The organism is Streptomyces toyocaensis, assembly GCF_000725125.1.
GTDB classification, from domain to species: Bacteria; Actinomycetota; Actinomycetes; order Streptomycetales; family Streptomycetaceae; genus Streptomyces; species Streptomyces toyocaensis.
This window is the reverse complement of the sequence record NZ_JFCB01000034.1, coordinates 12054-31863: the sequence shown is the minus strand read 5'-3', so window position 1 is coordinate 31863 and position 19810 is coordinate 12054. Positions and strand designations below refer to the sequence as shown.

The following is a 19810-nucleotide window of genomic DNA, read 5'->3' as shown; positions in this document are numbered from 1 at the left end:
CAAATGGCCTTGATCGGTGCGGATGTCCATGCTAACGGGAAGCGCGGGTGTCTCATTCCACGGTTCCGCACGGCTCCTGGCTTCGTATGTTCGTACGGGAGCGACTGATCGTCCGTTCATGTGCCGAAGCGGCGGCGCGACGGCGGGGGTTACTGCTCCGCCAGGGCACGCAGCCGGCTCAGCGCGCGGTGCTGGGCCACCCGGACGGCGCCGGGTGACATTCCCAACATCTGCCCGGTCTCCTCCGCCGTGAGCCCCACCGCGATGCGCAGCAGGATCAGTTCCCGCTGGTTCTCGGGCAGGCTGGCCAGCAGTTTCTTGGCCCATTCGGCGTCGCTGCTGAGCAGGGCGCGCTCCTCGGGGCCGAGGGAGTCGTCGGGGCGCTCGGGCATCTCGTCGGAGGGCACGGCGGTCGAGCCGGGGTGGCGCATCGCCGCGCGCTGGAGGTCGGCGACCTTGTGGGAGGCGATGGCGAAGATGAACGCCTCGAAGGGACGGCCGGTGTCCTTGTAGCGGGGCAGTGCGAGCAGCACCGCGACGCAGACCTCCTGGGCGAGGTCCTCGACGAAGTGCCGGGCGTCGCCGGGCAGCCGGGACAGGCGGGTGCGGCAGTACCGCAGGGCCAGGGGGTGGACGTGGGCGAGCAGATCGTGCGTGGCCTGCGCGTCTCCGTCGACCGCGCGGTGGACGAGCGCACCGATCGCCCCGTGGGCAGTGCCCGCCTCGTCGTCGCGCATCGGTCCATGGTGCCTTGCGGACGTCGGGTCCGCGGCACCGTGTCCCTGGTTGTGCACCGAAGCGTTATGAGCAGGCGCGCCGGAACTCATACCCTGCGCCCTCCCCTTCCGCTCGACCGACTCGTCCCCGAGGAACTCCACACCTCAAGGATGCGTCATCCGCGGGGAAACCAGCAGCGGGCATCCCCCGGTCACCGCGGATGCCCTGGTGGGACTGGGTTTCGGCGCCGTTCCCGCGAGGTTCGCGGAGCGCGTCGGCACCTGCCGCCCGATTCCGTCCGGCGCCGGCGGGTGCCGCGTCCCGCGCGGCCGCGGGCCGGACGCGCCGCCCGCACCGCGCTCGGTGCCCGTTCGCCACGCGGGCACCCGCGGCGCCGGCCCCGTGGCGGCACGCGCGCGTGCCGACGGCCTCGGGAGCGCCCCGTGCGGGCGGCACCGGGACGTCTGCCGTGCCGTACGGCTGCGGCAGCCCGGCGTCCGCGGCGCACACGGCGGGAGGCGCGGCACCCGCGTCGCCGTGGTCACGAACCCCGACCCGGGAACTGGCAGGCGCAGCGCACGTGGTCAGGGGCGGCGTCCAGCTCTGCACGCCGCCGCACCCGAGGAAGAACCGGTCACCCGCGGTAAGCACCGCGCCGCCCCACGCGCCCGCGCCAGCACCCGAGCCGCGGCATCCACGCACGCGCGTCGCCGGGTGCCGCAGGGCATGGACCCGCGTCGTGGCGCGCCGCGGGGCACGGGCCCGCACCGTGGCGCGCCGCGCGGAACACACCCGCGTCACCGCGCGCCCGTGGCACCCACGCGTTTCCGGCGCCGCCCGCGACCCGGTCCCGGCCGGGGGCGGGGGTGTGCCCCCGTTCGCCGGTCCGGCCCCGAGGCCGTACGCCGCATCGGGCCCGGTCCGAGGGACGGGCCCTAGCGCACGAGGCCCCACCGGAACCCGAGCGCCACCGCGTGGGCCCGGTCGGAGGCGCCGAGCTTCTTGAACAGCCGTCGCGCGTGCGTCTTCACCGTGTCCTCGGAGAGGAACAGCTCGCGGCCGATCTCGGCGTTCGAGCGACCGTGGCTCATACCTTCGAGCACCTGGATCTCACGCGCCGTGAGCGTGGGCGCAGCGCCCATCTCGGCCGAGCGCAGCCGGCGCGGGGCGAGCCGCCAGGTCGGGTCGGCGAGCGCCTGCGTGACCGTGGCGCGCAGCTCCGCGCGGGAGGCGTCCTTGTGGAGGTAGCCGCGCGCACCGGCGGCCACCGCGAGCGCCACGCCGTCGAGGTCCTCGGCGACGGTGAGCATGATGATGCGCGCTCCCGGGTCGGCGGACAGCAGCCGGCGGACCGTCTCGACGCCGCCCAGGCCGGGCATGCGTACGTCCATCAGAATCAGATCCGAGCGGTCGGCACCCCAGCGGCGGAGGACTTCCTCGCCGTTGGCCGCCGTCGTCACGCGCTCGACGCCGGGCACGGTCGCGACCGCGCGGCGGAGCGCCTCTCGGGCAAGCGGGGAGTCGTCGCAGACGAGGACGGAAGTCATGGCCGCCCTCCGCAGCTGATGCGCGTCACCTTGAGCCTCCAGGCTGGTACGAAATCGTCACCTGTGCGGTCGACCGTCTCGGACGCCCGCCCGAGCGCTTGTTCTTTCAACCGCCTCGCACTCTCAACGACGGTCACTCGAAAGGGTTACGGGGCCGTCTGCAGTCTTCGGCACTCTACGTGAGGAGGTGTTCACGGTGCAGACATGCGCGACGGACCTTCGAACTTTCACCACAGCCGTGCCCCATTCAGACCCTTTTCTTCCCCTTTGATGGTGTCCGGGGCTAGATTCGCAATGAGTCATATTTTCATCTCCTTGGATCGTAGTTGTACGGTCGTGGACACCGGATCCGCCCAGAACGGCTACAAGGGGTCACGCAATGGCAGATTTCTCCCGCCTTCCCGGACCGAACGCGGACCTGTGGGACTGGCAGCTCCTGGCTGCCTGCCGCGGGGTGGACAGCTCGCTCTTCTTCCACCCCGAGGGTGAGCGTGGTGCGGCTCGAAGCGCTCGCGAGAACTCGGCCAAAGAGGTCTGCATGAGGTGCCCGGTGCGCGCCGAGTGCGCCGCACACGCGCTGGCGGTTCGCGAGCCGTACGGCGTGTGGGGCGGTCTGACCGAGGACGAGCGCGAAGAGCTGATGGGGCGGGCGCGCAACCGGCTGGTGTCGGCATCGGCCGGCGGCGGGCACACCACCGCCTCGAACAACTGAAGGAACGTTTCTTCAACAACCATGGGGCACGCACGCGTGCCCTTGTTCTGTCATCGGGGAGCTGTCGCCGGGGGTGGTGTCACCGCACCGCGGCAGCCGCCAGCTTCTCCAGCGTCGCGGTGACCGCGGGCACCTGGGCGAGGTCCGGAAGGGTGAGCGCGACGATCTCCCGCCGCACGGCGGGCTCCAGCGCCACGGTGCGCACGCCTCGCGGCCGCACGGACTCGACGGCCAGCTGGGGCAGGACCGCGACCCCGAGTCCGGCACCCACCAGTCCGGCGACCGCCGGGTAGTCGTCGGTCGCGAAGTCGATGCGCGGCGTGAAGCCGGCCGCCTCGCACACCTCCACCAACTGCCCCCGGCAGCGCGGGCAGCCCGCGATCCACGGCTCGTCGGCGAGTTCCCCGATGGCGACGGACTCCGCGCGGGCCAGCCGGTGCCGTTCGGGCACGAGACCCACCAGCCGGTCCGACAGCAGCGGCCGTACGACGAGGTCGTCCCACTCCTCGGCGCCCGCCGCCCCCTCGTACCGGAAGGCGAGGGCCACGTCGCAGTCGCCCTCGCGCAGCATCTCCACCGACCGGGGCGGCTCGGCCTCCTCCAGCGAGACGCGGGTGCCCGGGTGGGCGTCGCGCAGGGCGGCGAGAGCCGCCGGGACGAGCGTGGAGCTGCCGCTGGGGAAGGAGACGAGCCGGACCCGGCCGGCGCGCAGTCCCGTGATCGCGGCGACCTCCTCCTCGGCCGCGGTGAGCCCGGCGATGATTCCCGCGGCGTGCCGCACCAGCGCCTCGCCCGCCTGGGTCAGGCGCATCTCGCGGCCGGTGCGGACGAGCAGGGGCGTACCGACGGACGCCTCCAGGGCCTTCATCTGCTGACTGACGGCCGGCTGGGTGCAGCCCAGTTCGCGGGCGGCCGCGGAGAAGGAACCGGTGGTGGCGACGGCGCGCAGCACGCGGAGGTGACGGGCTTCGATCACCCCTCCAGGATAGCCAGCGATAAGCCGTTCTTTGGTCCACGGCGGAAAAATGCGTCGACGCTTTGATGCCGTTCGCCTACCGTGCGGCGCATGAAGCTTCTGTCTGTGAACCTGGGGCAGCCCAAGGCCGTGCCGTACACGGACCAGCCCGAGGGCGTGACCGGCATCGACAAGCGGCCCGTCGACGGACCGGTGCGGGTCGCCGCGCCGGGGCCGAAGGGGTTCGGCGCGAGCGGTCTGGAGGGGGACGCCGTGTGCGAGACGCGGCATCACGGCGGGGACGACCAGGCGGTCTACGCCGTGGCCCGCGAGGACCTCGACGAGTGGGAGCGGACCCTGGGGCGCCCGCTGGCGAACGGCTCGTTCGGCGAGAACCTCACCACGGAGGGCGTCGACGTGTCCGGCGCGCTGATCGGCGAGCGCTGGGCCGTCGGGCCCGAGGTGGTCCTGGAGATCACCTCAGGGCGCATTCCCTGCCGCACCTTCCAGGGCCACCTGGGTGAGAAGGGCTGGGTGAAGCGGTTCACGGAGCGGGGCGCGCCGGGGGCGTACCTGCGCGTGATCCGGCCCGGTGAGATACGCGCGGGCGACGCGGTACGGATCCTGCACCGGCCGGACCACGAGGTGACGGTGGCGCTGCAGTTCCGCGCGGTGACGACCGAGCGGACCCTGCTGCCCCGGCTCCTGGCGGCCGGTGAGGCGCTGCATCCCGAGGAGCTCGCGGCCGCGCGGACGTACGTGGAGAAGTACGGGGTGCGGCCGGTGCCCTGACGGCCCGCCGTGGGACCGCCCGCTGAGCGGACGGCTCCCCTCCGGGTAACTACTCTTGCGTCATGACAACGGCTCTGATTACGGGATCGACGGCTGGGATCGGTGCCGCGTTCGCGCGGCGGCTGGCGGCCGACGGACATGACCTGGTGCTGGTGGCCCGCGACACGCGCCGGCTGCACGAACAGGCCACCGAGTTGCACGACCGCCACGGCATCGAGGCGGAGGTGCTGACCGCCGACCTGGCGCAGGACAAGGGCATCGAGTCGGTGGCCGACCGGCTCGGTGACCGCAAGAACCCCGTCGACCTGCTGATCAACAATGCCGGGTTCGGCAACAAGGGCCGCTACCTCGAGGTCCCCATGGCCGACGAGATGAGGATGCTCAAGGTGCACTGCGAGGCGGTGCTCCGGCTGACGTCGGCGGCGGTGGAGGCGATGCGGGAGCGCGGGCGCGGAGGCGTCGTGAACGTCGCCTCGACCGCCGCGTTCCTGCCGCGCGGGACGTACGGGGCCTCCAAGGCATGGGTCGTGCAGTTCACCCAGGGCGCGGCGGTGGACCTGGCGGGCCACGGCGTACGCCTGATGGCACTGTGCCCCGGCTTCGTGCGCACCGAGTTCCACGAGCGGGCCGGGATGGGCACGGACAACATCCCGAACTGGATGTGGCTGGACGCGGACAAGGTCGCGTCGGCGGCGCTGGCGGACCTGGCCCGGGGCAAGACGGTGTCGATCCCGGACCCCCGGTACAAGGCGCTGATGGGAGCGGCGAAGCTGGTCCCGCGGGGGCTGCTGGGCGGGCTCTCGTCACGGACGGGACGGAAGTACGGCCCCAGCCGGTAGGGGCGGCGGGGCGGCCGCTCCACCACGGCGGGACGCGGCCCGCCCTCCGGAGGAAAATGGGTGCCGACAGGACCAACCCGGACCCAGGTGGCCGGAGGCGAACATCATGACCTTCGTACAGTTGATCGACTGCAAGACGAGCCGGTTCGAGGAGATGGACCAGCTCATGGACCGGTGGGTCGAGCAGACCAAGGGGAAGAGGACGGCGACGCACGCGGTGGTCGGCAGGGACCGCTCGGACGCGTCGCACGTCGTCGAGATCGTGGAGTTCCCGTCCTACGAGGAGGCGATGCGGAACTCGCAGCTCCCGGAGACCGACAGGATCTTCCGCGACATGGTGGCGCTCTGCGAGGAGGTGCCCACCTTCACCGACCTGGACGTGGTGCGCGACGCCCAGCTGAACACGGACACGGCGCGGCGCTTCTTCGAGGTGGCGGTCACCTCGGACGACCTGTCCCCGCTGACGGGTCTGGTCGAGGAGCACTACCACGGCCACGATCCGGCCAACGAGCAGGACGTGCTCGGCCTGGACCACCTCCGGCGCGACCTGGACGAGTGGCGCGGCGGCTTCGACTTCACCTTCCGCGTCGAGGACCAGATCGCCGAGGGCGACCGGGTGTGCACCCGGTGGAACTGGAAGGCCGTCCACAGGGCCGACTTCCTCGGCATCCCGGCGACGGGGAAGGACGTCTCCATGACGGGCACGACCATCTTCCGCTTCGGCGACAGCGGCAAGATCGTCGAGGGCTGGTGGGAGTACGACCGGCTGGGGCTGATGGCGCGGCTGGGGGCGCTGGAGCCGACGGAACTCTGACCCGGCGGGGCTCCGCCGGTCAACCGACGCGGGCGGCGATGGTGCGCGCACACACCAGGGACTCGGTGTGTGTGGTGTCCACCTCCAGGTCGTAGAACACCCCCTCGTGCACCACGTCCGCCTGCTGCGCGGCCATGCCCTGAACCCGGTCCCCCCGCGCGACCTCCCGGGCCGCGGCGACCGAACTCTCGCACCTGACGCCGACCCAGAGCACGTCCACCCCGTCGAGAGCCTTCCGCCACCGCTGCTGGGAGGCCGCCCCGCCGAGGAACACGTCGTCGACGACGATCCTGGCGCCCGCGCGGGCCATCGCCACGATGCCCTCCGTCCAGGCCGCCTCCAGTGCCCGGAACTCCGCCCCGACACTCACCGTGCCGTCCTCCGCGATGCCGAGCCCGGCGTCCGACGCCTGCAGCCTCACCGGCATCGCGTCGATGAACGAGTCGACACCGAACGCCAGCCAGGGATCCGGCAGTACGGACTGCAGACACCGCACGATCCCGGACTTCCCCGAGCTGGACCCGCCGTTGAGAATGATCATTTGCGTCGTCACGGCGCCACAGTAGGACGGCTCGCTCCCCGCCCGCAGCGAATTACGCGCGCGCGGCCCTCTGGGGGAGGCTCAGTGCCGAGTCCGCGTGAAGGGTGATGCGCACCGGCGTGAACGTGGTGGCGTCCGCCGGTGCCTCGCCGGTGCCGGGACCGCGGGCGTAGCGGGGATGGGCACCTCCGCTGATCTGCCAGCGTATGCGGTGGCCGGCGGCGAAACGGTGGGCGGTGGCGCTCATCTCCACGGTGACCTGCGAGGGAGCGTCTCCGGTCGTCCGGACCCGGCCCAGCCCGTCACAGACGTTGACGGAGCGGCCCGCCGCGTCCACGTCGCACAGGCGGGCGAAGACGTCGGCGTGCCCGGTGTCCGTCGAGATGCTCAGCCGTGCGGATACCGGGCCCAGGACGTCCACGGGTTCGGCCAGGGGCGGGCCGGTGAAGGTCAGGACGTCGGCCCGCGCTTCCAGGGTGCCGTTGTCGCGTGGGCCGGCACCGCGGGAGAGCAGGGGACCGCCGAGGGACGGGGTGGGGTCGGCCGGGTCGTAGCGGAACGTCGTCAGCGGCACGGGGTCCGTGGCGGCCTGCCGGGTGAGATGCCCCTCCGCGGTGGGATACCACGGGACGGCCGCGGGGGCCGGCGGCCAGTCGTCGAGGTCGCGCCAGGCGTTCTCGCCGCCGATGTGCACGCGCACCGCGGTGGGACGCAGGCCGGACGGGTCGGCGCAGAGGTGGGCGCGCAGCCAGGCGAGGCTCTCGGCGAACACCCCGGGCCACCCCTGCTGCAGGGCGGAGGTGTGGGTCCAGGGGCCGATGAGCAGGGCGGTGCCGCACCCGGCCCGGCGCAGCCGGTTCGGACCGGGCAGCGGCCGAGGCCCGTTACCTGGCCGCCGTCGCCGCCGACGGCCACCACCCGGAACTCGCCGAGGCCCTCGCCGCCCCCGGCCGCACCCTCACCCCCGAGGCCACCTTCACCCGCTTCCTCAACCGCCTGGTCGACGGCCTGGACACCGGCTGACATCACGTGGGTAAGCCGGTCGTCGCTCGACCTTCTACCCCAGCGTTCTCGCCGGATCAGTGAGCCTTTTCCAACCTCACGCTGATGTGTGATGGAGGACGAGTACGGCCTGGACGATCGAGGTGATGCGGTTGGTGCTGCAGCGGAGTTTTCGCAGAAGCCGTCAGTCCTTCAGGGTGGCCATGACCCGTTCGCCGAGGCAGCGGATCTTGGCGTGTGTGCTGTTGTGCCGCCGCTGTCACCGCTTGAGGCGGCGTCCGCGGAAGGGCACCCGGACCGGGCGGCCGGTGCCCTGGTATGCCTTGTCCGCCCAGCACTTGAGGTCGGCGGCGGCGAGAGCCTCGACGATCCCGTGGGTGCGGGCGGCGGTCAGATCGTGCGTGGAGCCTGGCAACGCGGGCGAAGCCCACAGCAGGCGCCCGAACGGATCGGTGAGGACCTGGATGTTCATGCCGTGGCGCTTGTGCTTCCCCGAGTAGTACGGGGTGTCGGCGGCGATCCGGTCGATCGGCAGCAGGGTGCCGTCGAGGATCACGAACGCCTTGGTCCGTGCGACACGCATCGCCTCGGCCAGGGTGGGCGCAAGCGCGGCCAGCACTTCGACTGCCTCGCGTATGTAGCGGTACACGGTGGCGATGCCGATACCGAACCCGGCCGTAGGTGTCACCGCACCGCAGATGCGCCAGGGCGAGGAGGGCCTGCCGTCCGGTGGTGAGCCGCCGCCACCGGGTCCCGACCTCCCCTCGCCGGACGGCGAGGTGTCCGGCCAGGCACCGCAAGGTGCGACTCGCGTTGGGCGTCACCGTGCTTGGAACGCAGTGCGGTACGCGTGCGGTGACGTGCCTGCCACACGGGCGAAATGATGGCGCAGCGTCACTGCGGAGCCGAAGCCACTCGCGTCGGCGATGCGCTCGACCGGGAGGTCGGTCGTCTCCAGGAGTTGCTGGGCGCGGCGGACGCGAGCGCGCAGCAGCCACTGCTGCGGCGTGGTGCCCGTCTGCGCGCGGAAGTGTCGGTTGAGGCTGCGCACGCTCATCGCCGCGTGACCCGCGATATCTGCCAGTGTGAGCGGGCGGTGCAGGTTGCCGGCCATCCAGTGCAGTGTCGGGCTCAGCAGGGTGGTGCCGGTCGCCGCAGTCTGGGACGGCTCGATGAACTGGGCCTGCCCACCGTCGCGTTGCAACGGCATCACGGTGCGACGTGCGGTAGCCGCCGCACAGTCCGCGCCCAAGTCGCGGTGGACCAGGTGCAGGCACAGGTCCAGCGCTGCGGCGACGCCGGCTGACGTGATCAGGTCGCCGTTGTCGACGAACAGGACACCGCTGTCCACGGCCACGCGCGGATGGCGGCGGGTTAGTTCGTCCGCGTACTGCCAGTGCGTGGTTGCCTTGTGCCCGTCGAGTAGACCGGTGGCGGCGAGTGTGAACGCGCCGACGCACATCGAGGCCATGCGGGCGCCGCGGGCTGCCGCGTCGCGCAGGGCCGTCACCACGAGGTTGGGCGGAGGGTCGAGGAAGCCGGCGTGGGCGGGGACGATGACGGTGTCCGCCTCCGTGAGGGCGTCCAGTCGGTACGGCACCTGGATCTGAAACGCTCCGTGTTCCGGTGAGGTGGTGACGGTCGGGTTGGGGGCACACACTCGCAGCTGGTAGTGCCGGGTGGCGGCGACCTCGTTGGCCGTGCCGAAGACCTGGCCGGGTATGGACAGCTCGAAGGGCAGGACGCCGTCGAGAGCAAGGATGGCGATGACCGACATGGCTAGAAGTTAGCGCATGCTGGCATTCCAGCCACTGTCCGGGAGGCTGGAGCTGCCACAGGATCGGAGCATCCCCGACCGTCTGAGGAGCCCACTGTGGACCTTTCCCTCCCCGACCCGTGTGCGGACTTCGACCTGCCGCGTACCGAGCTGACCTCACGTGCGCTGCGCTTCGTCGCGGACGCCGAGCCCGGCTTCCTGTACCGGCACAGCGTGCGCAGCTATCTGTTCGCCCGCGCCCTGGCCGACCTGCAGGGACTGCGGCCCGGCGCCGACTACGACGACGAGGTGGTGTTCCTGGGCTGCGTCCTGCACGATCTGGGCCTGTGCGAGCAGGGCAACGGAGGCCAGCGGTTCGAGGTGGACGGGGCCGACCTGGCCGCCCGGTTCCTGCGGGAACACGGGGCAGACGAGGCGCGGGTCGCGGTGGTGTGGGACGCCATCGCGCTGCACACATCGGACGGGATTGCGCACCGCAAGGGTCCGGAAGTAGCGCTGACCCAGGCAGGCGCCGCCGTTGACGTGCTGGGACGCGGCGGGGAGCAACTGCCGCCAGGCTTCGCGGACCGTGTCCACGCCGCATTCCCCCGGGACGACCTGGCCTATGCGATCACCGACGCGATCGTCGCGCAGGCCCTGGAGAACCCGGCCAAGGCCAGCCCGTTGAGCTTTCCCGGCCAGGTACTGCGCCGCCATCTGCCGGAAGGCACACTGCCCGACTGGCACGACCTGATCGCCCACTCAGCATGGGGTGACCAGCCTGCGGGGAAAGCGGCGGGTGCCGGGACAACCCCATGACTCCGTCTCCGGGATGGACACGTGTGAGCAACTGGTCGATCAGCCCGGCGGCATCTTTGAGACGATGACGTTGCGGGAGGACAGAACCGGCGTATACCTGGTACCCGGACCGCCGACTGTTGGCCGTCACACCTCAGCCGAGTCCATTCCCGCCGTACCGCTCGCCAACCGAAGTACTCAGCCCCGCCGACCAGAGCGCTCATCCGCCATCTGAAGCGCTCAGTCATAACACGCGACGAGCACCGTCAGGTTGGAAAAGGCTCACTGGGTCGGTGTGAGGCCGGCCCGGTCGTCCGCCATGGCCGCTCTTTATAGAAGACGGAACTCCTACAGCGCATTGTCGAATTGGTAACCGATGCCCCCTGAGAGAAACTTGAGGTTTCTCGACGCGAAGATCAGCCATTACATTTCGACGGTTTGCCCGGTTAGCTGGACCTCGGAGATCGGCGTCGAGACCAGCGGAGATGTTCCCCCGAAGAGCATCGTGTACGGCGACTACGGAATCATGAAGGAAAAGGTCTACGGGTACAAGTACCATCGCGGCAGCGCCTGCCAGAAGTCCCACAAGCAGTACATGACCGTCTGGGCCCCCTACCGCGAAGGCTGGAGAATTCGCTAGCCCTCGCGCCCGGCTCTGACACCAGGGCCGGGCTCCCGCCCCCCACTCCCGGGAGACCCCGTTGCGTCGCTCCGCACTCACCGCTGCCGCCGTGGCCACACTGTTCCTCGCCGGAGGTTGCTCCGACGAGCCCGAGGCGAAGCGTCCGAGCCCTCCCGCTCCGACCGCTTCCTCCGGCAAACCCACACAGACACCCACCACACAGCCGCCCAGCCTGGACCTGCCCAAGAACGCGCAGACCCTGATAGCCGAGACCACCGGCAATAAGGACCAGGAACTGCCCGCATTCACCCCGCGGGAAGGCGCCTACACCCTCTACGCGGCGTGCGAGGGCAAAGGCAAGGTCTCGATCGTGGACCGTGACAGCAGCAACCCCCACCCGGTCACATGCAACGGGGTTGGCACCGTGGGCGTCGTCTACGAGGACGAAAAGCCCCAGCACCTCACCATCCAGGTGACCGGCGGAACCTCCGTCTGGAAAATCGCGGTGATCTCCGGAAACCATCAGCCCTGACACGGCCTTCGCCATGGCGTCACGATGACTCAGGCACGGCCCGAACGACAGCCGCCCACGGTCACGTCCCTTCCGGTGGTGTAGGCGATCGGTCGTTTGAGGCGGTCAGCAGGACGATCGTGTCGTCGGGACACGTGTAGCTGGCGGTGCCCGGGCCTTCTCCTTCCGGCTCGCCTTCGACGATTTCCCGGAGCCGGGCGCGGATGGGCTCGACGGTTTCCCGGCCTTGACCGGGGTGGCGGCCGAAGCCTTCTTCGTGCGCCGGCCCACCGGTTTCACCGGCCTGGACGAGGACGGCTCGACGACTTCTCGGCCCTGACCGGAGCGGCGTCCGGTCCGTTGCGCCGCCGTTCGGCTTCGCGGGCACGTGCCAGGTTCCACTGTGCGCGCAGGCGCCGCAGTTCCTCCTCCTGCGGGGAGAGCGGCATCCCGGTCCTGCTCCGCTTGTTCCCGCTCTTCGCCGGCTGCCTGCCGACCCGGCCGTTCCCGGCGCTGCCCGTCACGCCCCCACCTGGCGCTGATCCGCACGTACGGCGACCTGCCGTCCGCCCGGCGGCCCTCCCCAGAGCCGCCATCCCCCTGCGGTCACACCGCACCAACGGGACGGATGGCGTGCGATCAACCGACTGGGCAGCGTAAATCCCGGATCACGCCCTGTGAATAGTTCACTGAGCCGCGTCGAGACCGGCGGCTGGGCCAAGGACGACCCCCGTTTCGTGCCGCCGCTCGCCGGTCTGCGCGAGGTGCTGCCCTGAGTGCACCAGTGGTACGGCGAGTACGACGAGGAGTGGGAGGGCAACCCCGCCGAGGAGTTCCAGGCCGCCCTCGATACCGGCCGCGCGGAGCGTGAGCTGTCCGAGGCGGATCTCGTCAATTGGCGTCCCGAGAAGAAGACGCGCGGGCGTACTGGCGCAGAGCACTTGTTTCGCGGCTGCCGTATTCCTGGGCAAGGAGCTCAGGCAGCTGTCCCTACGTGGCTCTACAGGCCGCGGGAAATCACTGGCCGGGGCCGGTCCCGTGCGGAATGCTGCAGGCGTGATCGAGCGAGAAGCCGCCGTTCGGGCCGTTGAGGAACAACTCGAACGCGACTATCAGAGGTGGCGGGCTGCGAGTGCGGAGGCACTGCGCATGGCTGTGGTGGACGTCGAGGAGCACGAACTGGTGTGGATCGTCTCCTGGACGTCCGAGGAGTTCGTGCGCACTCGGAATCCGGAGTTCATGCTCGCAGGCAATGGGCCGTACCTAGTCGACCGTGTCGACGGGGGACTGCACCAGGTCGGCGTCGTCTCCGCGGTGACCGGGGCATGGGAGGACGACTACCGAGCCCGGATACGTGGGCTCCCGGTGCGCACCGCGGTGGACGATCTACACGATGTGCTCCGCGAAATGGCGCCTACACGCGGACGCATGCATGCTGTGCGGACATTGCGCCAGAGGCTGCCTGTGCTCTCGCCCGCAGAGGCCATCGAGTACGTGAGCGGGTTGCTGGAGGGTGATGCACCCGCCCGCCTCGTGGTCGTCGCCACCAGAGAACTCGTGGAACCTCTCAACCCGGTACTTGGGGTGCAGACCGTTCTGAGCGGGGAGGCGATCCGAGCCGGTCAGAGACCCGAGGGATGACTGGAAAGCCAGTCGGCATGCCGATCGCGCATCTGGTCCCGCTCGTCGGATGTGGTGAGGAAGACGTCGGCGCCACCGTCGTAGGGGTGGTGGATGCGCTGCATGCGGGTGTCGGTGATGAGGATTCCGGCCACCTTGTCGTCGGCGGTACCTCGGAGCAAGTCGTCGACGCAGCCGCGCTGCCAGGGCCGGCGGGCGGCGGAGAGGTGGCAGTACGTGCGGAACTCAGGGTCGGGATCGTCCTCCACCAGCAAGCTCTGCCAATACCCCGTTCCGGGTTTCACTGACGGAACCTCGGCTTCGGTCGTCCAGGTCGGAGTGATGACGTACACGTCCGCACCAGCGAACAACTCATCAAGGACGGTGTTGTAACGCTCCAGGACGACGGTGTACTCGCTCTCGTCCTCGGGGTACCGCTTCGACTCCGGCAGGCTGTGAAAACGTACCCAGACATCCCTGTACGGGTCACGGATCTTGTACCCAACCGGCGGGCAATGGGGCCAATGCTGATGCCACAGCTCCGTCAGATCCGCCTGCCCGTCTCCAGACAACTGCTGCACTCGTCCCCTCGCGTCTGTAGCCGCCGACGGCCATGATGCCGGGGCGCATCCACGAGAGGAACCGACTTCCTAGCTGCCGCTTTATCGGCTGCTGATGTAGCCGCTCCAGTCGTGGTCGACGAACTAGACCAGTCTGTCGCGCTGGTCCCGGTGAGAGCAGCGAACGAGCAACGCAAGAATGGGCCGGCCTCGTTGCGCACCAGCGAGGCAGGATCGGCCCTGTGATGCGCCATGCCCGCGAGGATCCCGAACTGCTGGCCCTGGTTCGCCGCTATGTCACGCCCGAGGGCGAGCGACGGCGCTATCTGAAGCTCGGAGGCAGCTTGCTGCGCATGCGAAGCCCTGAGTACGACCGGTTCATACGCGACCTCCGCGAGGATGCAGGACTCATCACCGCGGATGAGATCGCCACCCTTCTTGAGGGCGGCTGGCGCGAACGGAGAACGGCGGCTTGGCTCGTAGCCGTCTCTCGACGGACCGAGTTTCGCGAGCGCCTCGGAGAACTCCTGCCGGCCAGCGAGGTCTGCTGTGCTGGGCCGGCTTACTGCGTGGCCCTGGCCACTTTCGGAACGGAGCGCGATGCTGATCTGCTCGCCACCTACCTTGATCGCTACCTCCGCCGCCCTGACCTCGCGTACGACCAGACCGTCGTCATGGGTGCTCTCCAGTTCATCAGCCTGAATCTTGGAAACGATCAGGCCGACCGCTTCCTGGGCCTGGACGGCCTGTGGCAGCAGTGGCTCCACGACGCGCCTCACATGCAGGCCAACCCGGACCCTCTCCCCTCCTCCTTGAGCCTGATTCGTCGGCTTTATGCCGTCGTCCATGAATGCGCCGAGGCAATATGACGGCCTCACATCTCGTGGTGATCTCTCTGCTCCATTGCCCGGCACACTTGGAAACCGTCAGACCCGTGCGCGGGAGGCGATGTAGTCGAGCCAGTCGCGTCTGGCGTATCCGGTCCAGCGGGTGGCGTTGCTGATGCTGGTGCCGGTGAAGTCGGCGAGGACGGACGCCGGCAGGTCTGTGGCCAGCGCGAGACGAGCATTGTTGCGGCCGGCGTGAGGCGCGATGCCGTGTCGGCGGAGCTTCAGATTGAGGTAGGTGGCTCCGAGAGGGCGGGCGGGCTCCTGGCCGGGGAACAGCCACGGTGTTGTGCTGGCTGTCTGATCGAGCTGCCAGCGTGTCTGGCACTGGTCGCGTTGCGCGCGGACCAACCGGGCGACTTCGGGCGGCAGCGGCAGGCGACGGCCTGCGAGGTTGAGCGCCACCATCGCGTTGTCGTCTATGACGTCGCGCACGGTGAGTTCGAGCAGTTTGGTGTGCTGCAGTCCGAAGAGGAGCGTCAGGGCACCAGCCGTACGAACATCGAGAGGCAGAGAATCGTCGCCGAGACACCGGTGTAGTTGCTCGGTCTGCTCCTCGTCCGTCATGAAGACGCTGGGTGCGGCAATGCGTGCCCGGGGAACTTCGAGCTCGCCGACAAAGAACGTCGTGAGGTGCGCGCCTTCGTCATCCACTTGAGATGTGGCTGGAGGAAGGAGCTGTGGAGCGAGTGAGCAGGGCAGTGCCCTTCGGGCATGAGTGAGGGGCGGTGGGGAGCATCAACGGCTCTCCACCGCCCCTCGTCCGTTTCAGACGCCTGCGGCCATCCGAACGAACGCCGTCCACTGGGCGGAGGGCACGTTGAGGATCGCCACGTCCGGGCGCTTGGAGTCACGGATCAGCACGGCCGTACCGGCGTCCGCCACCTCGACGCAATCACCGCCGTTGCCCGCGCTGTAGCTGCTCTTGAACCAGCGCAGTTCGCCAGCGGCAGGCGCGGGGCTGCCTGTCTTCATAGCTCTCCCAACAGCTTCTGGATGAAGGCCAGCGACTCTCTGGGAGTCAACGCCTGGGCCGCGAGGACTCTGTACGTCGCCTCCAACGGGCTGACCTTCTTCGGGTCCGAGTACAGGGCACTTGTGTCCTGCACCTCCATGTAAGCCATCCTGCGCTGATCGGCGAGATGGATCAACGTGAAGGGACCCGCCAGTCCCGCGTGCTCGTCGCGCCGCGTCGGCATGACCTGCAACTCGACGTTGCGTTCATGCCCGTACAGCAACAGTTGCTCCAGCTGACCCCGCAGTACCTCCGGCCCGCCGAGAGGCCGCTGCAGAACATGTTCCTCGATGACGAAGCTCAGCAACGGAGCAGGCCGACGAGCGAAGAGCTTCCGGCGCTCCATCCGTGCCGTCACGCCCTGCTCGATCGTCTCCTCGTCCAACAATGGACGCCACATGCGGAAGACCGCGCGTGCGTACTCCTCCGTCTGCAAGATTCCCTTGACCACGTGGTCCGAGTAGGCGTGCAACTCGACCGCCTGTCCCTCCAGTTCCGCGTACCGCCGAAAGAACCCCGGATACCGAGCCTTCGCCACCTCCCCCTTCATGGCCACCAGCACCCCCGGCGCCCCCACCTCCCGATCCACCGCGTCAACCAGCTCCGGCCGCGGAATCCGCCGCCCCTGCTCCACCGCCGCGATCTGCGCCTCGCCGTACCCGACCCGCTCGCCCAACTGCGCCTGCGTCAGCCCCGCAGCCTCCCGCAGCAGCTTCATCTGGCGGCCGAAGCACCGCAGGAACTCGCCGTTGGAATCGGCCCCCGCGCCGCCCTCCACACCCGCGCCCGAGTCCGCTCCCGACTCCATCGCACCCGCCCCTCAGCACATCCGTCCACCGGCCACCCGTGCTCGCACCGTAGGACGGACGCACCGCAACCATGCCCGCCATCGACCGAGTTCCGGCTTACGGGTGAATCCCCTCACCGACCCGCCACCCCCGCCTACCATTCCGGCAAGGAAACCGGCATCGGAATCCCGAAGGGGTGCTCGTGGCACAGCTTGTCCGGCAGCAGCGCGTGGACGCGTACGTGGGGTACCACTCCTTCGCGCTTCAGGAGTCCGACGACGGTGACCTGCCGGTGCCGTTCCCGGACGACTATGAGCAGGGCGTGTTCCTGAACGGGTTCCCAGGGCGCCTCGATTTCTACAGCGGTGGCCACACTCATACCGCCACGGTCACCGTGGAGGTGTGGGACGGGCCGCCTCCCGCGCAGGACGCCTCGGCCTGGGACGAGCAGGCCGAGGCCGAGTTCGAGTCGACCAGCGGAGAGGTGGCCGTCTGGTCGGGAAGCGTGGGGCGTACGGAGACCTTCGCGCTGGGCTCTCCGGGTTCGTGGCACTTGCGAGCGCACTGCGTCGGCCGTGCCGAGGCCGCCGCCCTGTCGGAGGGTGAGGGCACGGGGCACGACGTGGAGAGGTATCTCGTGCAGTTCTGGCCTGCCAAGCCGTGACCGCGGCACGGACGGGGCGGCCGGATGCCGTCCCGCCCATCCGGGGCCGGGGTCAGTAGCGGATCTTCACTAGGAACCCGTCGTCCATCCCGTCGATGATGCAATTCTTCGCGTAGAAACTGCGCAGGATGTTGCCTCCCGCCAGGTTCTCCCCCGCCGGAACCGGCTTCACGGAGAAGTTGAACCGGCACCATATCGCGCCCCCGCGCGCCTTCACCCAGTTCTCCCACGACCTGATCCGGCACCTCCGGCTGTCCTCCGACGCCGTGCGGCTGCTGACCTGGCAGCTCTCCCTCCCCGACGGGGCGCGTGAGCCCCTGTCTCGCACCGCCGAGCGCGCCCGCATCGCGGCGTGCGCCTTCACGCGGGCCAAGCGGCAACTCAAGGAGGAGGGGTTCGTGCACGAACGGCGGGTGCAGGGGCCGGGCGGTCACTGGGTGACCCAACAGCTGCTCTCCAACGTGCCGTTGAGCGCCGCCGAGGCCGCGAAGATCCTCGCCCGGATGCCCGTCCACACACCCTCCGCCGACGCGTCACCGCAGGTCGCTCCGAGTCCCCGCATTCCGGCGGCCGGTGCAACACCCCGCCCCCGCAGGCCCGTCCAGCTGTCTCGCCGCCCTCCGCGAATGCGAGGGCGACCACATGCAAGCGGCCCTCTTCCGCCCGACCGGCGACGAAACCCTCTGCGGCCGCTGCCTCAGCTCACCACCCACCGGTCAATGGGTCTGACGGAGCGGGGAACGGATCCGGACAGCTGTGTGAAGGTCGCCGCGAAATCAGAGGCCCGCCGCGTCCGGCTGCACGCGGAGCCCGCAACTCAATTCGGTTCACCGACTCCATTGTTCAAGCTGTCCACACCACTTCCCCGGCTCCTGTAGGTTCCGCCCATGGCCACGAGCAAAGAGATCGAGAACCCGGAGTCGCGCTTCTCCGCGGTGCTGGCGAGCGCCGCCAGGCTTCCGGGTGTGCGTATCCACAGGGCGGAGTACCTGCGAAAGGCGCTGGCCCGCTATTGCTCCGAGGACGAGATCCGCAGGGCGATCGACGAGACACCCGCAGCGGCGGGCATCCCTCTCGATGTCCTGGACAAAGCGGCCAACGACTCCATCAACTACGAAGCCGTGAAGGCCAGTGCCCTCTCCGCGGCTGCCGGGATCCCCGGCTTCATCGCCCTCCCCGCCACGGTGCCCGCCGATACGGCCCAGTACTTCGGCCACATGCTGCGCATCGCGCAAAAACTCGCCTATCTCTACAGCTGGCCCGATCTGTTCTCCGAGGACAGCGACGACCTCGACGACGCGACCAAGGGAGTGCTCACGCTCTTCTTCGGTGTCATGTTCGGCACCCAGTCGGCGAACGCCGCCGTGGGGAAGGTCGCGGGGATGATGTCGAAGCAGGTCGCCAAGAAGCTGCCGCAGAAGGCACTCACCCAGGGCGTCATCTACCCCATCGTGAAGAAGGTCGCGGGCTACCTCGGCGTCCAGATGACGAAGCAGACCTTCGCGAAGTCCGTCTCGAAGGCCATTCCCGTCGTCGGGGCCGTCGTCTCCGGCGGGCTCACTCTCGCCACCTACCTGCCCATGGCCAAGAGACTGAAGAAGCACCTCGCCGGCCTGGAGCTGACGAAGCCGGCGCACCGGGCCGTCGACGAGGAGGTTCTGGACGGGGAAGTCGTGGAAGAGCACGAATCCCATCCGACGATCCCCGAGCAGCACGACGCGGACGACACCGCCGCCAAGCTGGGGAAACCGCACTCGTCGTGACGCTGGCAGGATGCCCGCCATGGCATCGAGAGGCGACAGCGACGAGGCGTACGTGGTCGGCCTGTGCAACCGCGTGCTCGGCGAACAGGCTCTGACGCAGCACCGGTTCGACTGGCTGCTGGGCGACCCGGGGGCCGGGGGCCGGCAGGTCAGGCTGCCGGTCGACGCGTACTGGCCCGGCCACCGGCTCGTGGTCGAGTACCGGGAGCTCCAGCACCACCAGCCGGTGGACCACTTCGACAAGCCGGACCGGCTCACCGTGAGCGGTGTCCACCGGGGTGAGCAGCGAGCCCTGTACGACGCCCGCCGCGACACCGAGATCCCCGCCCGTGGGCTACGGCTGGTCGTGGTCCGGCCGGCCGACCTCGACGCGGACGGGCGCGGGCGGCTGCGGCGTAACGAGGAGGCCGACCTGGCGGCGCTGCGGAAGATCCTGGCCCGGGACAGCGACGAGGACCGGGTCACCGACGCCTTCCGTGCCTGGCTGCTCGGCGAGGGGTGGACACCCGTCGAGCCCACGGACCGCTGGACCGACCTCGAAGCCGTGCGGGGCGAGGAGAGACTGATCTGCGAGGCCAAGGGCCGCACCAGCGAGAAGGGCATCGACGCGGACATCGCCTACGGGCAACTGCTGCGCCGCATGACGAGCCAGGACGCCCGCATACGGTACGCACTCGTCGTGCCGTCCTCGTCGGTGAAGGCCGTCCAGCGGGTCCCGGCCCATGTCCGCGCGCTGCTGCGGATCGACGTGTACGAAGTAGGGGACGACAACGGAGTGCGCCTGCTAGGGGGGTGATGGGCCCATCGCGCCCCGACAGTCGCCCACCGACGGGGGCGTAGGAGCTTCGGGCTCCACGGAGGCAAGAAGAAAGGGGCAGCGGCCGTTGGACGGCGGGTGCCCCTTTAA

General features: G+C 69.7%; 23 protein-coding genes and 3 pseudogenes. 13 read left to right on the top strand and 13 right to left on the bottom strand.

Features of this window, described 5'->3' with window-relative positions:
* Positions 1 to 149: 149 nt before the first annotated feature.
* On the bottom strand, positions 150 to 737 hold the full coding sequence (locus tag BU52_RS27835) for a sigma-70 family RNA polymerase sigma factor (RefSeq protein WP_037939541.1): 588 nt from the start codon (positions 735 to 737) through the stop codon (positions 150 to 152).
* A gap of 915 nt (positions 738 to 1652) precedes the next feature.
* Positions 1653 to 2264, bottom strand: coding sequence for a response regulator transcription factor (locus BU52_RS27830; protein ID WP_003948568.1), 612 nt, complete (start codon positions 2262 to 2264; stop codon positions 1653 to 1655).
* A gap of 379 nt (positions 2265 to 2643) precedes the next feature.
* Between BU52_RS27830 and BU52_RS27825 the strand changes: the two genes are divergently transcribed.
* Positions 2644 to 2976, top strand: coding sequence for a WhiB family transcriptional regulator (locus BU52_RS27825; RefSeq protein ID WP_037939537.1), 333 nt, complete (start codon positions 2644 to 2646; stop codon positions 2974 to 2976).
* A 79-nt stretch (positions 2977 to 3055) separates the two neighbouring features.
* Here the strand turns inward: BU52_RS27825 and BU52_RS27820 are convergent, their stop codons facing one another.
* Positions 3056 to 3952, bottom strand: coding sequence for a LysR family transcriptional regulator (locus BU52_RS27820; RefSeq protein WP_037939536.1), 897 nt, complete (start codon positions 3950 to 3952; stop codon positions 3056 to 3058).
* Positions 3953 to 4042: 90 nt separating this feature from the next.
* Here BU52_RS27820 and BU52_RS27815 point away from each other — a divergent pair, with 90 nt between their 5' ends.
* From BU52_RS27815 to BU52_RS27805, 3 genes are all read left to right on the top strand, one after another.
* Positions 4043 to 4723, top strand: a complete 681-nt coding sequence (locus BU52_RS27815) for an MOSC domain-containing protein (protein ID WP_037939641.1) — start codon at positions 4043 to 4045, stop codon at positions 4721 to 4723.
* A gap of 62 nt (positions 4724 to 4785) precedes the next feature.
* Positions 4786 to 5562, top strand: a complete 777-nt coding sequence (locus BU52_RS27810; RefSeq protein ID WP_037939534.1) for an SDR family NAD(P)-dependent oxidoreductase — start codon at positions 4786 to 4788, stop codon at positions 5560 to 5562.
* Positions 5563 to 5668: 106 nt separating this feature from the next.
* Positions 5669 to 6376 carry an ester cyclase gene (locus BU52_RS27805; RefSeq protein WP_037939529.1) on the top strand — a complete coding sequence of 236 codons (708 nt, stop codon included), beginning with the start codon at positions 5669 to 5671 and terminating at the stop codon, positions 6374 to 6376.
* A gap of 19 nt (positions 6377 to 6395) precedes the next feature.
* Here the strand turns inward: BU52_RS27805 and cpt are convergent, their stop codons facing one another.
* Positions 6396 to 6917 carry a chloramphenicol phosphotransferase CPT gene (gene cpt, locus BU52_RS27800; protein WP_037939527.1) on the bottom strand — a complete coding sequence of 174 codons (522 nt, stop codon included), beginning with the start codon at positions 6915 to 6917 and terminating at the stop codon, positions 6396 to 6398.
* A 52-nt stretch (positions 6918 to 6969) separates the two neighbouring features.
* Positions 6970 to 7773 (bottom strand): annotated as a pseudogene (locus BU52_RS27795) (CocE/NonD family hydrolase); the annotation flags it as partial.
* A 5-nt stretch (positions 7774 to 7778) separates the two neighbouring features.
* Between BU52_RS27795 and BU52_RS36545 the strand changes: the two are divergent.
* Positions 7779 to 7940 (top strand): annotated as a pseudogene (locus BU52_RS36545) (TetR/AcrR family transcriptional regulator); the annotation flags it as partial.
* Positions 7941 to 8016: 76 nt separating this feature from the next.
* Here BU52_RS36545 and BU52_RS27790 read toward each other — a convergent pair.
* A pseudogene (locus BU52_RS27790) lies at positions 8017 to 8743 on the bottom strand (transposase family protein).
* A complete protein-coding gene (locus BU52_RS27785) occupies positions 8740 to 9696 on the bottom strand; it encodes a GlxA family transcriptional regulator (RefSeq protein ID WP_037939525.1) in 957 nt (318 codons plus the stop codon). The pseudogene BU52_RS27790 and the gene BU52_RS27785 overlap by 4 nt, the downstream one beginning before the upstream one ends.
* A 96-nt stretch (positions 9697 to 9792) precedes the next feature.
* Here BU52_RS27785 and BU52_RS27780 point away from each other — a divergent pair, with 96 nt between their 5' ends.
* From BU52_RS27780 to BU52_RS27770, 3 genes are all read left to right on the top strand, one after another.
* A complete protein-coding gene (locus BU52_RS27780; RefSeq protein WP_051858642.1) occupies positions 9793 to 10494 on the top strand; it encodes an HD domain-containing protein in 702 nt (233 codons plus the stop codon).
* Positions 10495 to 10849: 355 nt separating this feature from the next.
* Complete coding sequence (locus BU52_RS27775) at positions 10850 to 11113, top strand: hypothetical protein (protein ID WP_037939524.1); 264 nt, start codon at positions 10850 to 10852, stop codon at positions 11111 to 11113.
* 91 nt (positions 11114 to 11204) lie between these two features.
* On the top strand, positions 11205 to 11627 hold the full coding sequence (locus tag BU52_RS27770; RefSeq protein WP_157847918.1) for a hypothetical protein: 423 nt from the start codon (positions 11205 to 11207) through the stop codon (positions 11625 to 11627).
* Between the two features lie 275 nt (positions 11628 to 11902).
* On the opposite strand, the gene BU52_RS36025 is transcribed toward BU52_RS27770, so the two are convergent.
* Complete coding sequence (locus BU52_RS36025; protein WP_037939520.1) at positions 11903 to 12130, bottom strand: hypothetical protein; 228 nt, start codon at positions 12128 to 12130, stop codon at positions 11903 to 11905.
* Between the two features lie 532 nt (positions 12131 to 12662).
* Here BU52_RS36025 and BU52_RS27755 point away from each other — a divergent pair.
* On the top strand, positions 12663 to 13247 hold the full coding sequence (locus tag BU52_RS27755) for a YrhB domain-containing protein (RefSeq protein ID WP_037939511.1): 585 nt from the start codon (positions 12663 to 12665) through the stop codon (positions 13245 to 13247).
* On the opposite strand, the gene BU52_RS27750 is transcribed toward BU52_RS27755, so the two are convergent.
* On the bottom strand, positions 13229 to 13807 hold the full coding sequence (locus BU52_RS27750; RefSeq protein WP_235216433.1) for a DUF3885 domain-containing protein: 579 nt from the start codon (positions 13805 to 13807) through the stop codon (positions 13229 to 13231). The two genes, BU52_RS27755 and BU52_RS27750, sit on opposite strands and share 19 nt — an antisense overlap.
* Positions 13808 to 14031: 224 nt before the next feature.
* Here BU52_RS27750 and BU52_RS27745 point away from each other — a divergent pair, with 224 nt between their 5' ends.
* A complete protein-coding gene (locus tag BU52_RS27745) occupies positions 14032 to 14655 on the top strand; it encodes a DUF6000 family protein (protein ID WP_037939632.1) in 624 nt (207 codons plus the stop codon).
* A 57-nt stretch (positions 14656 to 14712) separates the two neighbouring features.
* Here the strand turns inward: BU52_RS27745 and BU52_RS34170 are convergent, their stop codons facing one another.
* The 3 genes from BU52_RS34170 to BU52_RS27725 form a co-directional block, all read right to left on the bottom strand.
* Positions 14713 to 15327 (bottom strand): hypothetical protein, encoded by a 615-nt coding sequence (locus BU52_RS34170; protein ID WP_235216432.1) that lies wholly within the window; start codon positions 15325 to 15327, stop codon positions 14713 to 14715.
* Positions 15328 to 15441: 114 nt separating this feature from the next.
* Positions 15442 to 15648 (bottom strand): DUF397 domain-containing protein, encoded by a 207-nt coding sequence (locus BU52_RS27730; protein ID WP_037939506.1) that lies wholly within the window; start codon positions 15646 to 15648, stop codon positions 15442 to 15444.
* Positions 15645 to 16496, bottom strand: coding sequence for a helix-turn-helix domain-containing protein (locus BU52_RS27725; RefSeq protein WP_051858641.1), 852 nt, complete (start codon positions 16494 to 16496; stop codon positions 15645 to 15647). Before BU52_RS27725 ends, BU52_RS27730 begins: the two co-directional genes overlap by 4 nt.
* Positions 16497 to 16678: 182 nt before the next feature.
* Between BU52_RS27725 and BU52_RS27720 the strand changes: the two genes are divergently transcribed.
* Positions 16679 to 17140 carry a hypothetical protein gene (locus BU52_RS27720; protein ID WP_037939627.1) on the top strand — a complete coding sequence of 154 codons (462 nt, stop codon included), beginning with the start codon at positions 16679 to 16681 and terminating at the stop codon, positions 17138 to 17140.
* Between the two features lie 52 nt (positions 17141 to 17192).
* On the opposite strand, the gene BU52_RS35385 is transcribed toward BU52_RS27720, so the two are convergent.
* Complete coding sequence (locus tag BU52_RS35385; RefSeq protein WP_157847917.1) at positions 17193 to 17357, bottom strand: hypothetical protein; 165 nt, start codon at positions 17355 to 17357, stop codon at positions 17193 to 17195.
* A gap of 670 nt (positions 17358 to 18027) precedes the next feature.
* Here BU52_RS35385 and BU52_RS27710 point away from each other — a divergent pair.
* A complete protein-coding gene (locus tag BU52_RS27710) occupies positions 18028 to 18903 on the top strand; it encodes a hypothetical protein (protein WP_037939499.1) in 876 nt (291 codons plus the stop codon).
* A 19-nt stretch (positions 18904 to 18922) separates the two neighbouring features.
* Positions 18923 to 19699, top strand: coding sequence for a hypothetical protein (locus tag BU52_RS27705; RefSeq protein ID WP_037939496.1), 777 nt, complete (start codon positions 18923 to 18925; stop codon positions 19697 to 19699).
* Positions 19700 to 19810 lie beyond the last annotated feature (111 nt).

What these genes read in the sequence shown, in the direction of transcription:
- BU52_RS27835 (WP_037939541.1), bottom strand. Translation starts at nt 737, where the DNA reads ATGCGCGACGACGAGGCGGGCACTGCCCACGGGGCGATCGGTGCGCTC.
- BU52_RS27830 (WP_003948568.1), bottom strand. Translation starts at nt 2,264, where the DNA reads ATGACTTCCGTCCTCGTCTGCGACGACTCCCCGCTTGCCCGAGAGGCG.
- BU52_RS27825 (WP_037939537.1), top strand. Translation starts at nt 2,644, where the DNA reads ATGGCAGATTTCTCCCGCCTTCCCGGACCGAACGCGGACCTGTGGGAC.
- BU52_RS27815 (WP_037939641.1), top strand. Translation starts at nt 4,043, where the DNA reads ATGAAGCTTCTGTCTGTGAACCTGGGGCAGCCCAAGGCCGTGCCGTAC.
- BU52_RS27810 (WP_037939534.1), top strand. Translation starts at nt 4,786, where the DNA reads ATGACAACGGCTCTGATTACGGGATCGACGGCTGGGATCGGTGCCGCG.
- BU52_RS27805 (WP_037939529.1), top strand. Translation starts at nt 5,669, where the DNA reads ATGACCTTCGTACAGTTGATCGACTGCAAGACGAGCCGGTTCGAGGAG.
- cpt (WP_037939527.1), bottom strand. Translation starts at nt 6,917, where the DNA reads ATGATCATTCTCAACGGCGGGTCCAGCTCGGGGAAGTCCGGGATCGTG.
- BU52_RS27785 (WP_037939525.1), bottom strand. Translation starts at nt 9,696, where the DNA reads ATGTCGGTCATCGCCATCCTTGCTCTCGACGGCGTCCTGCCCTTCGAG.
- BU52_RS27775 (WP_037939524.1), top strand. Translation starts at nt 10,850, where the DNA reads ATGCCCCCTGAGAGAAACTTGAGGTTTCTCGACGCGAAGATCAGCCAT.
- BU52_RS27745 (WP_037939632.1), top strand. Translation starts at nt 14,032, where the DNA reads ATGCGCCATGCCCGCGAGGATCCCGAACTGCTGGCCCTGGTTCGCCGC.
- BU52_RS27730 (WP_037939506.1), bottom strand. Translation starts at nt 15,648, where the DNA reads ATGAAGACAGGCAGCCCCGCGCCTGCCGCTGGCGAACTGCGCTGGTTC.
- BU52_RS27725 (WP_051858641.1), bottom strand. Translation starts at nt 16,496, where the DNA reads ATGGAGTCGGGAGCGGACTCGGGCGCGGGTGTGGAGGGCGGCGCGGGG.
- BU52_RS27710 (WP_037939499.1), top strand. Translation starts at nt 18,028, where the DNA reads ATGGCCACGAGCAAAGAGATCGAGAACCCGGAGTCGCGCTTCTCCGCG.
- BU52_RS27705 (WP_037939496.1), top strand. Translation starts at nt 18,923, where the DNA reads ATGGCATCGAGAGGCGACAGCGACGAGGCGTACGTGGTCGGCCTGTGC.